Source organism: Pseudomonas sp. MPR-R2A5 (genome assembly GCF_058793055.1).
In genome coordinates this window covers 101,190-115,274 of record NZ_JBXAFK010000020.1, presented here as the reverse complement: position 1 = coordinate 115,274, position 14,085 = coordinate 101,190, and the positions used below count along the sequence as shown (strand labels likewise).

General features: G+C 61.2%; 14 protein-coding genes and 2 pseudogenes. 2 read left to right on the top strand and 14 right to left on the bottom strand.

The window, feature by feature from the left end:
• Positions 1–79: 79 nt before the first annotated feature.
• Positions 80–1,360 (bottom strand): annotated as a pseudogene (locus AC1Q6I_RS16090) (DNA topoisomerase III); the annotation flags it as partial.
• A 621-nt stretch (positions 1,361–1,981) separates the two neighbouring features.
• Here AC1Q6I_RS16090 and AC1Q6I_RS16085 point away from each other — a divergent pair.
• Entirely contained in the window at positions 1,982–4,882 is a 2,901-nt protein-coding gene (locus AC1Q6I_RS16085) for a hypothetical protein (RefSeq protein ID WP_102623736.1), read from the top strand.
• Between the two features lie 12 nt (positions 4,883–4,894).
• On the opposite strand, the gene AC1Q6I_RS16080 is transcribed toward AC1Q6I_RS16085, so the two are convergent.
• The 11 genes from AC1Q6I_RS16080 to AC1Q6I_RS16030 all read right to left on the bottom strand — a co-directional run bounded on the left by AC1Q6I_RS16080 (position 4,895) and on the right by AC1Q6I_RS16030 (position 12,464).
• Positions 4,895–5,095, bottom strand: a complete 201-nt coding sequence (locus AC1Q6I_RS16080) for a hypothetical protein (protein ID WP_207238100.1) — start codon at positions 5,093–5,095, stop codon at positions 4,895–4,897.
• Position 5,096: 1 nt separating this feature from the next.
• Positions 5,097–5,675, bottom strand: coding sequence for a hypothetical protein (locus AC1Q6I_RS16075; protein WP_207238099.1), 579 nt, complete (start codon positions 5,673–5,675; stop codon positions 5,097–5,099).
• Positions 5,676–5,833: 158 nt separating this feature from the next.
• Positions 5,834–6,229 (bottom strand): single-stranded DNA-binding protein, encoded by a 396-nt coding sequence (locus AC1Q6I_RS16070; RefSeq protein ID WP_102623737.1) that lies wholly within the window; start codon positions 6,227–6,229, stop codon positions 5,834–5,836.
• On the bottom strand, positions 6,226–6,783 hold the full coding sequence (locus AC1Q6I_RS16065) for a DUF3158 family protein (protein WP_102623738.1): 558 nt from the start codon (positions 6,781–6,783) through the stop codon (positions 6,226–6,228). Before AC1Q6I_RS16065 ends, AC1Q6I_RS16070 begins: the two co-directional genes overlap by 4 nt.
• Positions 6,780–7,571 carry a PFL_4669 family integrating conjugative element protein gene (locus tag AC1Q6I_RS16060; RefSeq protein ID WP_102623739.1) on the bottom strand — a complete coding sequence of 264 codons (792 nt, stop codon included), beginning with the start codon at positions 7,569–7,571 and terminating at the stop codon, positions 6,780–6,782. The genes AC1Q6I_RS16065 and AC1Q6I_RS16060 overlap by 4 nt, the downstream gene beginning before the upstream one ends.
• Before the next feature lie 171 nt (positions 7,572–7,742).
• The gene (locus tag AC1Q6I_RS16055) at positions 7,743–8,897 is read right to left on the bottom strand and encodes an STY4528 family pathogenicity island replication protein (RefSeq protein ID WP_102623740.1); all 1,155 of its coding nucleotides are present in this window, start codon (positions 8,895–8,897) and stop codon (positions 7,743–7,745) included.
• 4 nt (positions 8,898–8,901) lie between these two features.
• The gene (locus AC1Q6I_RS16050) at positions 8,902–9,462 is read right to left on the bottom strand and encodes a DUF2857 domain-containing protein (RefSeq protein WP_102623741.1); all 561 of its coding nucleotides are present in this window, start codon (positions 9,460–9,462) and stop codon (positions 8,902–8,904) included.
• Positions 9,463–9,480: 18 nt separating this feature from the next.
• Positions 9,481–11,148: a ParB family protein gene (locus AC1Q6I_RS16045; RefSeq protein ID WP_102623742.1), complete on the bottom strand. Its 1,668-nt coding sequence runs from the start codon at positions 11,146–11,148 to the stop codon at positions 9,481–9,483.
• On the bottom strand, positions 11,141–11,377 hold the full coding sequence (locus tag AC1Q6I_RS16040; RefSeq protein ID WP_102623743.1) for a hypothetical protein: 237 nt from the start codon (positions 11,375–11,377) through the stop codon (positions 11,141–11,143). Before AC1Q6I_RS16040 ends, AC1Q6I_RS16045 begins: the two co-directional genes overlap by 8 nt.
• Positions 11,361–12,224, bottom strand: coding sequence for a ParA family protein (locus tag AC1Q6I_RS16035; RefSeq protein WP_102623744.1), 864 nt, complete (start codon positions 12,222–12,224; stop codon positions 11,361–11,363). The genes AC1Q6I_RS16040 and AC1Q6I_RS16035 overlap by 17 nt, the downstream gene beginning before the upstream one ends.
• A 30-nt stretch (positions 12,225–12,254) precedes the next feature.
• Positions 12,255–12,464, bottom strand: a complete 210-nt coding sequence (locus AC1Q6I_RS16030) for an AlpA family transcriptional regulator (RefSeq protein ID WP_102623745.1) — start codon at positions 12,462–12,464, stop codon at positions 12,255–12,257.
• A gap of 66 nt (positions 12,465–12,530) precedes the next feature.
• Between AC1Q6I_RS16030 and AC1Q6I_RS16025 the strand changes: the two genes are divergently transcribed.
• Positions 12,531–12,773, top strand: a complete 243-nt coding sequence (locus AC1Q6I_RS16025; RefSeq protein ID WP_146015742.1) for a hypothetical protein — start codon at positions 12,531–12,533, stop codon at positions 12,771–12,773.
• 184 nt (positions 12,774–12,957) lie between these two features.
• Here the strand turns inward: AC1Q6I_RS16025 and AC1Q6I_RS16020 are convergent, their stop codons facing one another.
• On the bottom strand, positions 12,958–13,632 hold the full coding sequence (locus AC1Q6I_RS16020; protein ID WP_256581214.1) for a LysR family substrate-binding domain-containing protein: 675 nt from the start codon (positions 13,630–13,632) through the stop codon (positions 12,958–12,960).
• A gap of 36 nt (positions 13,633–13,668) precedes the next feature.
• Positions 13,669–13,836, bottom strand: a pseudogene (locus AC1Q6I_RS16015) (helix-turn-helix domain-containing protein); the annotation flags it as partial.
• Between the last annotated feature and the right edge of the window lie 249 nt (positions 13,837–14,085).

Below are 14,085 nucleotides of genomic sequence, written 5' to 3'. Positions count from 1 at the left end.
TTTTGATCATTTGGCGAGTTTAAAAGTTGCGCTAGGTGGTATGCCGGGGAAATACATGGCTACTTCAGACCATCCCTTGCAGATTCTGACCGCTGCACAGCAGCTGCGCGGTGGTGCGGTCGAACTCGTGATGCGGCAGGAACTGCGCGAGGTAGTGCGCGCGGATCAGCTTATAGACCGCCAGCTCATTGTCGCTCATGGCTGACAGGTTGGCCGGCTCCAGGGTTGGAATGATGCCGTGGTGGGCCGAGACTTTGCCGTCGTTCCAGGCGCGTGAGCGCTGAGTACGGTCGAGCTGATCGAGCAATGGGCGCAGGCTGGGATCAGTGGCGAGCACGGCGGCGAGTACGGCCGGCACCTCGGCGAGCATGCTTTCGGGCAGGTAGCCAGAGTCAGAGCGCGGATATGTCGTCGCCTTGTGCGTCTCGTAGAGGGCCTGCGCAATGTCGAGCGTTTCCTGCACGTCGAGGCCCAACTGGCGCGAACACACTTCCTGCAGAGTGCCGAGGTCGAACGGCAGCGGTGGGCCTTCGCGCACACGCTCTGTTTCGACTGAGACCACTTGGGCGCTGCCGGCAACGCGCATGCGATCGGCAGCTTGTTGCGATACCGCCTGCTGCAGGCAGCGGCCGGTGTCGTCGGTGCAGCCATCCGGTGCGATCCAGTTGGCGAGGAAGGGTTGCCCACCCGCTGACAATGCAATCTTGACGGTCCAGAACGGCACCGACACGAAGCGCGATATCTCGCGGTCGCGGGTGACCACCAGAGCCAGCGTCGGCGTTTGCACCCGGCCGACCGAAAGCACACCGTCGTAACCAGCCTGACGCCCGAGCAGGGTGAACAGGCGGCTCAGATTCATACCGATGAGCCAGTCAGCACGGCTGCGAGCGAGTGCCGAGTAGTACAGCGGCAGCGTCTCGGCCGAGGGCTTCAACGCGCCGAGTGCCTTGCGGATGCTCGCGTCGTTGAGCGCCGACAGCCACAGCCGTTGAATTGGCCCGCGATAGCCGCACAGGTCGATGATCTCGCGAGCAATCATCTCGCCTTCGCGATCCGCATCGGTTGCGATCACCAGTTCGGAGGCCTGGCCGATGATCTGCTTGACGATCTTGAACTGAGCGGCGGTTGCGGCCTTCGGCTCGACGCGCCAGCGCTCGGGAATGATGGGAAGCTGCTCGATGGACCAGCGCTTGTACTGCTCGCCGTAGGCTTCCGGTTGCACTGCTTCGACCAGGTGACCAATGCACCAGGTCACGACGGAACCCGCTCCGCTGTAACAGCCGCTACCGCGCTGGCCGGCACCCAGGACGCGGGCGATATCTTTGCCCTGGGACGGTTTCTCGCAGAGGAACACGCGCATGATGCCCTCCCGGCAACGTGATGACTCATCGGTTGCCGAGCAGGATTCCCAATGTGGCCGAGCATTGCCGCAAACAACGCGGAGATGGCGCTTTCGTGATGTGGTGTCAGGTGTTGGATCAGTGCTCGAGGCAGGGGGAAAAACATGCACCTGTTTTGGTTTGTATGGAGGCAGTGCCTGTGTCAGCCTCTACTTATGGCGATACGCCAGCATGTTTCCATCACCAGCCAGAATCACAAGGGGGGAAGATTGAGAGAACCATCCGCCAGTGCGCGCAACACCTATCGAGAGTTTCGTCGACGCATCATAGAGAACTTGGAACCACGGCAGTCGCAGAGGCACTACTCATATGAGGCCCACCATCCACTGCAGCGGCTGCGCCTGCAGGTCACGGCATTTCGTGAGCACCTGGAGTTCCACGGTGAGCGAATGCTGATGCAGGATTCTGTGGTAGAGCCGCTGTTGCGTAGGGCGTTGCGCATACCGGATGAGATCCAGCTATTGCCCACGAGCGCGGAGAAGTGGGGGCAATGCCTGATGCTATGTTTGCCCCTCGGACTTACGGTGCGTAGGGCCCGCGCGCAGCTTCAGGCGGTTGGCACCCACGAAGGGCGTGCTCTGGTGTACGCCCTGCAGGTCGACCGGACGATTCCAGGCCAGCACCATTTCAGCCCTTCCCTCGATTTCGCCTTGCGCAGGCTGCAACCGCCCCGCTCATTCGAGTCGTTGCGCAACATGAGCTTCGTGGATGTTGGCTGGATGCAAGCCTGCTATCGACTGGGCGTACGCCAGATGGACGAGATGGATCGTGTCGCCAGGGCCCAGCACGGCCGAAGGATCGATGGGGTACTCCTGTTCGCCCTGGTGGAACTGGGCGCGATCCGCTCGGTGGAGGATCTGGAACAGTTACCGTCGCGTAACGACTGGCACTATGGCGATCACCAGCCGGATCGCCATGACGTGGGTAAATTCCGCCAGGTCGTTCAGCTGCTGCTCGATGCTGGCGTGGTTCCGGCTGCCATCGTGCCCCTGGTCAAGCACCCGATGAATGCCTTCGATCCGCAGCGCCTGTCCGCCACGTTGGCGGTGCTCGGGCTAGAGGGGGATGAGCTTTCCACACTGCTCGAGACATCGGGCAGGCAGTTGCTGCTGGCGAAGCCCGAACGGTGGGCGTTCCTGTACGATGTGCTGGGGCTGCGCGTAGCGGCCGACTTGGCCAGGTTCAGCCGCTTGCTCGAGGGCGGGCGGCTACCCAGCCGCGAGTTCGCACTGGCGCTACGCGCCGCCGGTGCCGATATCGATGCGCTGGAGGTCTGCCAGTCGCTGATGCTCGAGGTGAGTGCTCGGGACGACGTGTCGTTGCCCGTGGCGGCGCTGCAGCGGCTGCTGGCCAGCCCCCACTCGTTCACGTTCGCCGAGTTGGCCAAGGCCAAGGACTACCTGCTGTCGGAGCGTGATCTACAAGCCTTTCTGCGGGTGCTGGTGGAGCATGGCTATGGCGGTGCGGAGCATGTTCTGGCGTTCCAGAACTGCTACCAGCGGCTCGGCGCCGATATGCTCCATCGCTGGCTGGGCATCGCCGACGCCTGTGGCGCCGGGGAGACGTCGGCGGCTGTTGCCGGCTGGGTGGCAAGGGCCGGCAGCGGCGGCTATATCGAGAGCTTTGATTACCTGCTGCAGGCCGGTGAACTGCGCACCTTCACCCATTTGCAGCAGACCGTGGAGCTGGCCCCGCTCGGAGCCTCGCTGCTGCGCTATGTACGCGAGGAACGTGGTGTAAGGGATCTACCGGCACTGTGCAACTGGTACTACCATGGCGTGGAGGGTATCAAGGGGCTGCGTTTCTGGTACGAGCTCGACGGGCTCCACCGGGTGCTTCTGGACGATGCTTTCGAGCGCAGGAGTTTCACCCTGCTGGAGGGCAACCAGGACGTTGTAGACCGGCATATTGGCGAACACATCACCTCCACCCTCGGGGCGTTCCCGTTCCGCACCGACGAGGCGACCAGGGAGGCCTACCACGAGGCTAGCCGCGCCCTGCGCAAGGAGCTGGGCGCTGCGTTGGTTCCTCGCTTGCGGGACATGTTGGTGGCGAGCGACGGTCTGCTGTTGGGGAGCCTGATCGAGCATATCGACGAGCCAGTGCAGCAGTTGCGGCAGAGGATCGCGGCCCTGGTGCCGCTGCTGGGAGACCTGCTTGCCGGCGGTGGTCCAAGCAAGGCGATCCTGAGCGATCTGGAGGCGGACTTGATCGCCATCGTGTATCGCACCACGCCACACACGATTCGCAACCATTGGCGCCAGGTGATTGGCCGTGAACGAGACGTGGCCGGTCTTGTCGCTGGAACCCGTTATCCAATGCAGTGGCTGCGGGCTGAGTTGCGGCTGGAGGGCTTGATGGAGCCGCGAGATCTGCGCGCACTGTCGGAGGCACTGCTGTTCGCCGCGCGCTTTTCCGCGGAGCACTTGCAGGACATGTACGCGGTCTGCCGGCCCCTTGGCGCGAAGCCGCTGCTGGATCACGCCGCCGATGTCTGGTCGCTGAGGTCGCACCTCGGGCTGCTGCTGGCTATTGCCGGAGCGGACTCGAACGTGCGCGCCTGGCTCGACCAGGGCAACCAGGCCATAGCGGCGATGGCCGAAGCCGGTTCGCTCGCCTATCAGCAGGTCGAGTCCCTGCATACCCTGTTCGACGTTCAGCTGACCGATGCGCTGGACGCACTCGAGGCCGATTTCGTCGAGGGCCTGGACGATGCCGCAGCAGGTACTCTGGCGTCCCGGCTGGCAACGCGTGACAGTGTCGGTTGCGCCACGGCGAAGGATGACCTGCGCCAGGCCCTGGCGACAGCGCGTCAGGTGGTGCTGAGGGTATATCTGCGCTGGGCCGCACGGCAGAAGAATCGCTTCAAGCCGCAAGGCATGGAAGGCGTGCATACCCAGCTGCAGGCTCTCGTCTCCAAGTCCCCGGCGGCCTTCTTCGCCAAGGAGGCCGCCTGCCTCTGTACTCGCGCCAACACCGACATGTGGCAGGAGGAGAGGCATGCGCACTTGCTGGTGTTCGCCCCTGGCGAGAAGCGCCTGGCGGGAATGGCGTTGCTCTATTTCGAGCGGATTCCGGCATTGGATGCGGACAGGGACACGCTGGTCATCCGTGCGATCAACCCGGTGGGCGGGTTCCTGGCTTCGCACGCGGTGTCCTCCATCGTGGACGCCTACTTCGATGTCGCCATCGGCATCGCCAGGGATAACGGCTTGGCCGCGGTAGCCTTTCCCAGTCCTCACGGCATGCACCTGATGTCGAACCACAAGGACATCGAGGACGACATCGGGGAACGTTTCATCAGGCGTGCGCTGACCTACCGGTACTGGACGCCTGAGGAGGAGTCGACGAGCTGGCGCGAACAGCCGCGCAGGGTGACGGCGAAATTCTACGCCTACCAGTCTGGAGAGGTTCCGGTAGAGACGCTATACGCTGTCTGGCACGCCAGGGAGTGCGATAAGGCGCAACAGGCGGTGGCCTGACGGCTGAACGTCTCAGGTCGTTCGCCGGGCCAGCCGGTTGTGCAGCAGGAACCAACACAGATTGAGGGCGAGGGAACGACCGAGCCGGGTCATCTGGCTCTGTGGAATGCCGATAGGCCGGTGGGCACCCGGGCTGAGGAAACCGAACACACCGGCAAGGCCTTTTTCCTCTTCCATGGTGATCTCGCCGCTGCTGCTCAGGAAGGCGATCACCTCACCCCATTTCGCTGGGTTGTAGCTGGCGTTTGATGCTTGCTGGGAGGCGACATCCGCGGCGACATCGGCCGCCAGCGTTTCCAAGGCGATCCGGGCGTTGGTCAGCGCGACGTTGTAGTCGGGCGGCGAGGCGCGGAACGCCTCGGCCGAGATCGTTGATCTTGGTGATTATGGCTTCACGCGTGGGCGCGCCTGAATTCCGCAGGGCAATGATCAGGTCGTCATCCACCGGGGGCGCATCGGTGATCGACGGATCCGTCTGCAACAACCGCTTGTCCTGGACGATATAGCCATCCAGGAGCAGGCACTGGGTGAGGTCATGCATACGCTCGTCGAATCGGGTCTTCGGCGTGACGGCCGCGCGCAGGTTGCCCTGTGTGCCGACGATTTCCTGCAAGATCAGCAGAGTAATTCTGTCGTCTAGTCCCGCCAGGGTCTGCGCCAGTCCGATGAGTAACTGGCCTGGGTACAGGTAGTGATCCTGTACGCCGTATTTTCCCAGCAGCACTATGGCTACCGAGACGTCCTGCAGTGCGAGGAATTGTGCGAGGGAATAGCGGGTTCTCTGGCCGACCATGCGCAAGCTCCAAAAGGGCAGGTGCGCAACAGTATGCTGATTCGAAGGAGAGCTATCACGGCTTCCGGCCCTAGCGTGACCATTTGCACACGTTGGGTGCTCTGGAACTCAGTGGAACTATCCCCGGGGGATAGTTCCACTGGAGTCTGTTGCTGGGTTCAGCCCGTAGCTTCTGGCGGTTCGCCAGCTTGTTTCGGGCTCAGCTTCACGGCTTCGAGCCGGTAAGGCAGGATGCCGACGCGCCGAGCCTCGATCTTGAATGTCTCACGCTCGTTCTCGTCGGCGTCTTCCCACTCATCGCGGACGGTGCGCCCCTCCACCAGCACCCGCATGCCTTTCTGATACAACGACTGCCAGTGCTCGGCCTCGCGGTGCCACAGTTCCACGGGAGCCCAATAGCCGCCGCGATCCTCGAATCCGTCCTTGGTGGGAACGGGGTTGTCGAAATACACGTTGAGGCGCAGCAGCCGCCGCGGCTCGTCATTGCCGTTCGGAAACTCCCTGAATTCTGGCGCAGAGCCGATGTTGCCTTCGCCTGTGAAGTGCGTGCTCATAATGATTCCTCGGGGTGGGTGGTGCCGGTGGGTGCTGCGTGTTTGCTGACGCGCTGCAGGTAGCTCGATTCGGCCAGGGCGACTTTGTTGGCGCAGGCCTGGGCTTGGCGGCCCAGTGTGTGGAGGAGGCTGATTTGCATGTTCAGGACGATGCGCTGGACCTCCAGCGCATAGAGGTCGTCGATCAGCGTGTCGGGGGTCGCAGGGCTGGTGATCAGTTCTTGCCACAGCGCCACGCCCATTGCCGATCGGTCGGGCCTGCGCCAGCGCAGAAACACGGTTCCTGCGCCAGTCGTCTGCTGTGCCAGTTCAACGGGCAGCAGGCGGAAGGGGTAAGCGTTCGCCTGCGTCAGGACGCGCCGCTGTGCCAGCTCGATGAGATCGTCGCGAAGTGTGTGGCACTGGCTGGCCCATTCAGTAAGAGCCCCCTTACCTTTAAAAGGAAAGGGACGTAAAAGGCCTTTTAGAGAGGCTGCCTGTTCCAGTTTCTGGAAGTCAGCCCGTTCCAAGGGGTGAAAGCGACGAGCTGTCGCAGAGGTCGAGGTGGTCGTCATGTTGGCGCGTCCTCGTCACCTGCCGCAGCCACCGGATCATCGACGTCCGCTACCGGGAAGTCGCCGGCGCTGGCATCCTCTGCTTCCTGGTTTGCTGACACGGCCAGTGTCGAGCGCCGGATAATGGGGGGCGCATAGCGGGAGCGCAGGGTGCCTTCGAGCACGTCCTGCGGCAGTTCGCCGAGTTTCTCGATGGCCGCCCTGGCTGCGGCATTCTTGGCAGCGAAATCGTCCCTGGTGCAGCCCGAGTAGCGAAACTGCTGTGCCAGCGAGAACAGGCTGCGCAGTGAGTGAGCCCCTTCGTTGAGCCAGCGCTCGAGCGTGCCGCGATCGATGAGGGCGGTGTGATGCGCGAGGATCAACTTCCGCGCAAGGTCGTCGTAGTCGGCCAGCAGATACACTGCCAGGAACCCGAGCTGCGCGTTCACGAACAACGGGAGCCTCACAGGCTGCACGTTCATGTTCTCGCCCAGCGACAGCGCTGGTGGCACGTCGGCCAGCGCCTGGTCGACCTGTTCGCGCAAGGCCTGCAACGTATCCTTGGTCTGCATCAGCTTTTCTTCAATTCTCAGCATCCACCAGTCGGAGTAGGGATCGTCTTGCTCGGAGCCGCGCTTGATTTTGTTGGCGATGGCGATGAAGCCGTTCAGGCCAACGATGCCGGGTTTCCCGTCGCTGGCGGCGCGGCCATGCCAAATCCTGGATGCGTGGTGGGTGTGCAGCGTCAGTGCCATTGCACTGCGCAGTGTCCCGAGATTGAGCTGCAGTGGTTTTTCGTCGTTGGCCATGAGGGCGACTCGCGGTATGGGGAACGAGTCGCCAGCTTGGGCAGCGGAAGGAAGGCGGTCAGTCAACAACCCGCACTCGATGCCAGCCGGGTTTGGCGAGCGGAAGGCTGCCTGTAGCAACTATCCCCTGGGGATAGTGCCAAGGTGTTCCAGGGACGTTTCCTTCTGCCGTTATTTCTGGTTCAGCAGGGCGTGCAGATGGGCAAGGTGTGCCTGGACGACTTCGGGGTTCGCCGGTCGAGAAGGGGACGCGGGAGGTGGGGCGCTGGCAACGGCATTGCTCTGCCCTTGTCCAGCCCATGCTTTGAACTCGCCGCGAATAGCGGCCTGGATGATGCCGAACAGATAGCCGGCAGGTTTACGCACCTCGCTGCTGCGACAGCGCGAGGCCCATTCGTCGAGCACGGCCTGGCGCTGCCCAGCCTCGACCTGTTGCAGGGCCACCAGCGCGCCGGCCTGTTGTTCCTCCCGCAACGCAAGGAAGCGTTCAGGCATTCGCAGGCCCTGGAGTTCTCGCGCGCGCGGTACTGTACGATTTATACGATTACTTACAGTACGGTCTTGCTTCGGATTCCGAAGAAGGCCGGTTTTGCTGGCTTCCACGCCCACTTCGGAATCCGAAGACGGCGGTTCACCATTCCGAAGAAGGGCATCAGGGCCTACTTCGGATTCGTGGACGGACTGCTCCTGTGGATAACTTTCGCCTGCGGAAATACCGCCCTGGGCCATGCGCTGCGCCAGCACCTGCAGGCGCGTCGGCAGTACACGGCCGCTGAGCATCGGGTCTTCGCCGAGTTCCTGAATGGCGTGGTAGCCCACCCGCTGAATCGCTTTGCTGGCGTGGTTGAGCGCGTGGCTCACCAGCCCCAGGTATTCCGGGTCGAGCTGCATGGCTTCGTAGGGGCTGAGCGGTTCGTCGTGCAGGACGTAGAGGTTGCCTTTGATGCGCCCGGTCTTGGGGTCGCGCCGGCGGCGCACGAGGCTGAGCCAGCGGGTCAGGCGCAACAGTGTCAGTGCGCGTGCCACGGTTTCGTGTGATGCCTGCTCGGCGCAGGGCGTCGATGCAAGGTAGGGGCGGAGCTGATCGTAAGTCGGGAACGCCGTGACCCCATCGTCGTTGAGCAGGAGTCGAAACACCTGCCAGGCGTTGCGTTCCAGTGGCGTCAGACGACGGTCGAGAAACAGCGCGCGAGGCACGCTTTCATGGCGATTGCCGCTGTAGATGAACCCATCGCCGGCCGGATTGCTGTCCTTGGTGGAGGGCAGGTGCCGTAGGGCGTTGTCGAGCAGCGTTGAAAGAGAGACGGGGCCTGTCGGCGAGACCATGGCCTTACACCAGGCCTTGGTCGATCCAGCTTCCTATCGCAGCCCATATCACGGACATGGGCAACGACAAGGCTTCGGCCAGATCCATCGTCAGCTCCAGCATCGTGCTGTCGTCATCCAGCGCGATGCCGCGCTCCGTAATGCCGGACTTCCACTGCTTCCACAGGGTTATCTCCTGTTCTTCATTCAGAACTGGATGCCGCCCCCGGCGCTTAGGCAGTTTAATGATGTCGCGGCGCAGGGCGACTTCCTGATGGGTCAGGCCGTAGAACTTGCTGACCATCTCGGTACTGGCCCCCAGGCGCAACATGCGATCGACAATGGCGATCTCCTGCTCGATGTCGTTCATCTGGCCGACCAAGCGCCAGAGGACGTCTGTGTTCACTGTTACAGAGCACCACGGCACTTGGGCATTGGCCAGCAGGCTCACCAGTGCGGGTTGCTTCAGTACGTCCAGTTCCCGCTCGCTGAAACCCATCGACTGGCAACGGCGAAGTTGGCCATTGCGCAGATCGTGCAGAGCCTGTGCGACGACAGCCTGATTGAGTGGATGAGGTGCCGACATGGTTCCCTCCGGCCTGTTTCAGTGGTTGGTCTCATCTGGATTGGCCTCCAGATCCAACAGCCGGCGTGCCAGCCGGACCAGACGGAACAGCTTGACAAAGCCGTTATCGCTCAGGCGGGGTAGGGCTTCTGCGTCCCTGACGTCGGTTCCCAACAGCAGTGCCCCGAGGCTGTCGCCCATCCGAAGATCACCCTGATCGGGGGCGGCGGTGTAATGGATACTCAATGCGCGCAACAACGCCAACACCATGCGGCCGAACGTGGGTAGCGGCGTGTCCTGGTGGGGGAGCGTGCAGGTGAAACCTATACCGGCCATGACCGCTTCGATGTGGTCGACCAGTAGGGCTTCCTCGGCGATCTCCTGCGCGAATTGTGCAATGTGGATGCGCAGCCGATCTGGCGAATCCAGTCCCGGTTCGATGTACCAGACGTCGCTGATCGGGAACAGTCCACCGGCCTGCACGGGAATCGCCTGCAGCACGTTGTCCGTGAAGGTGGGTAGAGGCTCGCCAGTGTGTTCAGCGACCATTTTCTGGATTGCTTGCAACCGCTCGGTGTTGTCGGCAGGTGAGACGATGTGCCCCTGCAGGCGTACTTCGTTATCCCCCTCATCGGGGGACGCGACTGGCTCTCGAGTCTGTACTGGTGATGGCGGTAGGGTGGGGGCGTTAGGTGCGGTTCCCGAAGTATCTGCTGCAGTGCCATGGTCGCGAGCGGCGTCCGGCGGGGGAGTGGATGCACTGTCGGTTTTGATGACGGTCGCGGCTTCGACTGGCGGCAGTGGTGTGCTGTTTACCGCGCGCTGGCGGTGCTCGGTGCTGTCGACGTCAAGCTCCAGCACGTTGTAGTCGATACCGAGCAGCTCCGACATCTGACCGATCAGTTCGTCTTGAACCCGGCCGCCAGAAAAAGAGCCTGGCTGTCCATCGAATGGTGCGAGGACGTCGTGGAATAGCGTCTCGAAGTCGGTGACCAACTCCTTTCCGCACGCATATTTTTCCCAGGTCAGTTCGGCGGCCTTGCGCAATACCGCCAACCGCTCGACTTGATGCCTCCCCAAGCCGTTGTACAACACGTTGGGAATGGTGGGCAGCAGGTAGCGTACGGTGTCTTGCATACGACTGATGTGGGACTGCGGAACCGGGTAGCCATCGGCGCTGAGGCGGCGGGCAAGTTCCGACTGCGACAGCTGCTTGCCGCTTTCGAGTTCGTACAGTTCCCTGGCCTTCTCGACACCGAGGGCGCGCTCGATGAATGTCAGGCCGCCGTGCAGCTCGTTTTCCGCCAGGTGCCCGGTCAGCGCGATGATTTCGCCGCGCTCGGGCCAAGGACGGAACAAACAGTAGATGCGGAAGAATTGCTCCTCCTTCGTTTCGGACCACAACTCACGCAGGATTGCTAGGCGGGTATTGCCGCCGTTACGAATAATGAAATGGTCGGCTCCGGGGCGGCGGGTGATCGGTGGCGGAGCATCGAGGCCACGCTCACGGATGGAGGCTTTTATGTCGTCGTAGAGCGGATTGCGCGTCAAGCGTGGATCGAGCTCATAGGGACGCAGATCGTCGAGTGTGACAACCATCGGGGTGTCGGTAACGGGGTCGCTCAACACCTGTGCGGTAGGACCCGAACGGGAGAACCCCTCGGCCATTAGCTTGCCGGCCATTTCCTGGGGAGTGACATTAGCCATTCCGGTCTCCCGGCTGGCTCCGTTCGGCCCGGCGAAGGCGCGCCCAGGCGTTTTGGCTTGCCCGGTGATCGCTCGCCGTTGAGCTGGTGAAGATCGGCGGCAGGCCAGACTTCACGAACTTCAGATGCCCTCCGGGCGTGCGGTGGACTTTCCAGCCCTCACGCAAGGCGAATTCAATCAGCGGCAGTAGCCGCTTGTGACCGCGGCAGAGCTCAAAAGCGCTCGACATTTGAGGGCCTCCTACCAATTCGGCCGGTCACGCCGGCAAACTGCTCCTGCCATTGCGGAAAAAGCTCGTTTGCGAGGACACGCATGGTCTCCAGGGCTGCCGGTGCCTGACGCCCGGTCGGGCGTCGGTACTCAACCCTGTGTACTGGTTGGCTCGATGTGGCGGCGCGAGGAAAGGCCTCGATGGCGGGTATCTCGGTGCGCAGGATCTGGACTTCGTGGTGCTCACGGAAAATCAGCCGTAGCGTCTGCTGAACCAGCTTGGCGTTCGACGAGATGGCGGGCACGCGATTGAGCAGCAAATGCAGTGGTGGAGGCTGGATGCCCAAGTAGCGGTAGGGAGCGATTGCATCGATAAGCTGCAGCGTGCCTCGCTGCAGTTCCCGAGCAGCCAGGATTTCCGGAGTGATCGGGGAGACGGCCATGTCTGCGGCGAGCATGGCCATTTCCAGCATGACGCTGCGTGCGCCTTGTGTATCGATCAGCAACAGGTCGTAGTGCGGTCGGAACAGTGGCAGCAGGTTGCGCAGGCGCAAACGCCCGTCTGCAGCATGCAGAAGCAGTGTGCCCAGTTGCTGATGTTCGTCGTTGGACAGCACCACATCCAGACCCGTGACGGTCGTGTGCGATACCAGCTGTGGCAGTGCTTGCTCATTGAATGCCAGCAGCTCGTAGATGCCGCCGGCGGCGCGGTGGGTGAGTTCGTAGTAGGACGACAACGTGGGCTGCACGTCGAGATCGATCAGCAGCACCCGCTGACCTGCGTCAGCGACAAAGCCTCCCAGGTTGGCGGCGACGGTGGTTTTACCGACTCCGCCCTTCGTCGAAATGATGGCGATCACTTGCATGGCCCGCTCCTTGTCCGTAATGGAGCGGCGTCAAACGCGCTCTTTGAGACGTTCGGTGATCCAGGCGTCAACTTCGGCGGAATCCCAGCCGACGGCGCGAATACCCAGGCGTAGCGCTTTCGGGAACTTGCCGGCTTTCATCAAGCCGTAGATGTGTGCGCGCTTGAAGCCTGTTTTGGCTTCAACTTCGGCGCGGCGAAGGATACGGCGCTCCGCAACAGCGGTGTGCTCAGTGGACATGGTGGTCACTCCTTTATGCTTTGCAGCACTCGTAAGGCGTGACACGTAGTAGATGAGCGTCACTCCATGAGTGCATCAAACAAACGGATCGTGCTGACCACCGTATTCATCGGAATGGCATTTGGCTGTTCCGAGTTCGGACTGATTTATGGTGTACACCGTCAAACCGACCCACAGGAGTTGCACTATTGGTGGAGTCTTGGAGGTAATCAATATGAAAAAAGAATAGAGGTGTTCTGCGTAGTAAACCGGTTGGTTTGTTTTTGTCTTTTCTTCATGAAAAAGACGAAAAATGTCATGCAGAGATAGAGCAGCTTTTATCAGGCGCTTGGTATCATTGTGGCGGCCAATCGTCTAGCTGGCCTTCTACGATCTGGTATTTACTCTATGACGAGCTGACCTTTCAAGTCAGCTCAGTGACGAAAAATGGCCCCAGATTTTAGGCTGAGGTCATACCAATAGTTCCGAGGGTTGACTATTAAGCGGCAAATAATTAGCCGACTTGTAACGCACGGCCAATAAATCTGCTTAACTCTTCCGAGGGTGACTTATTTAGCGTGGTAATAAAAGTCTCTGTGCTGGATACTTCGTCAGTAAAGGGGCGGATGATTACGCCTGGATGATTGTAGAGGGTAACTTGAGATTCCAGACCCAAGCCAATGCCATAACCTGCAGCTACCAACATCATCATGGACTCATGTCCTGAGACGTATTCGGCTATTGCCGGCCAAGGCAATCTGTACTCGTAAAAACTATTACGAATGGCATCGTATACACCGGGGCACAACTCGGGGTGGTAAAGAATCAATGCGTGTCGGGCGAGTTCATTAGGCGGGATTTTTTCAAAGGAAAGGAGGGGATGATTTTTGGGGATGGCGATGACGGGGCGATCGGTCCAAACCACTTCGTTGACGAATCCGTCACCAAGTTCGATATGTACTGTAAAGGCTGCATCGATCTGATCGTTGCCCAGAGCTCTGGGCATCTCCTTTGCGGTCATTTCGATGATTTTTACCTCGGTGAGCGGCTCTTCTTCACGGCATCGCGCCAGTAATTCGATAAGTTGGGGTTGTGCAAGTCTGTCTATCAGACCAATACGCAGCCGACCCCGGTATCCTCGCGCGGCAGCATGTACGCGACTCCGCGCGCCCTCCATGAAGGTGAGCATCCGATGAGCCTCCTCCCGGAAAACCTCACCTGCCCACGTCAGTCGGATGCGTCCGCTGGCACGCTGGAACAGGCGAGCCCCTAGCTCTGCTTCAAGTTCCTTGATGGCTCGTGAAAGGGGGGATGGTTCGATATGGACTCTGGCAGCTGCTCGCGAGAAACTCAGTTCCTCAGCAACGACCAAAAAGTAGCGAAGGTGCCGCATCCTCATAAACCAGCCTCCTTACTGTGCTGTTGTGCTCCATAGGGCCTGAAGGTGGTAATGAGTCGAACCTCGACGTTAGCCACCTTGACCATCCTCGCCCACGATAGATTATCTGGCTCCCGATATCGGAATCTTGTCGGCGCACCGAAGGTGGTCCCCTGGTGGGGACGCTGCTGGGCAGCGCGGGCTGGGTAGAGAGGCGGACCGCTAGAAAGGAGGAGAGTTCCCACGCCTGCGACGTGGCAAATG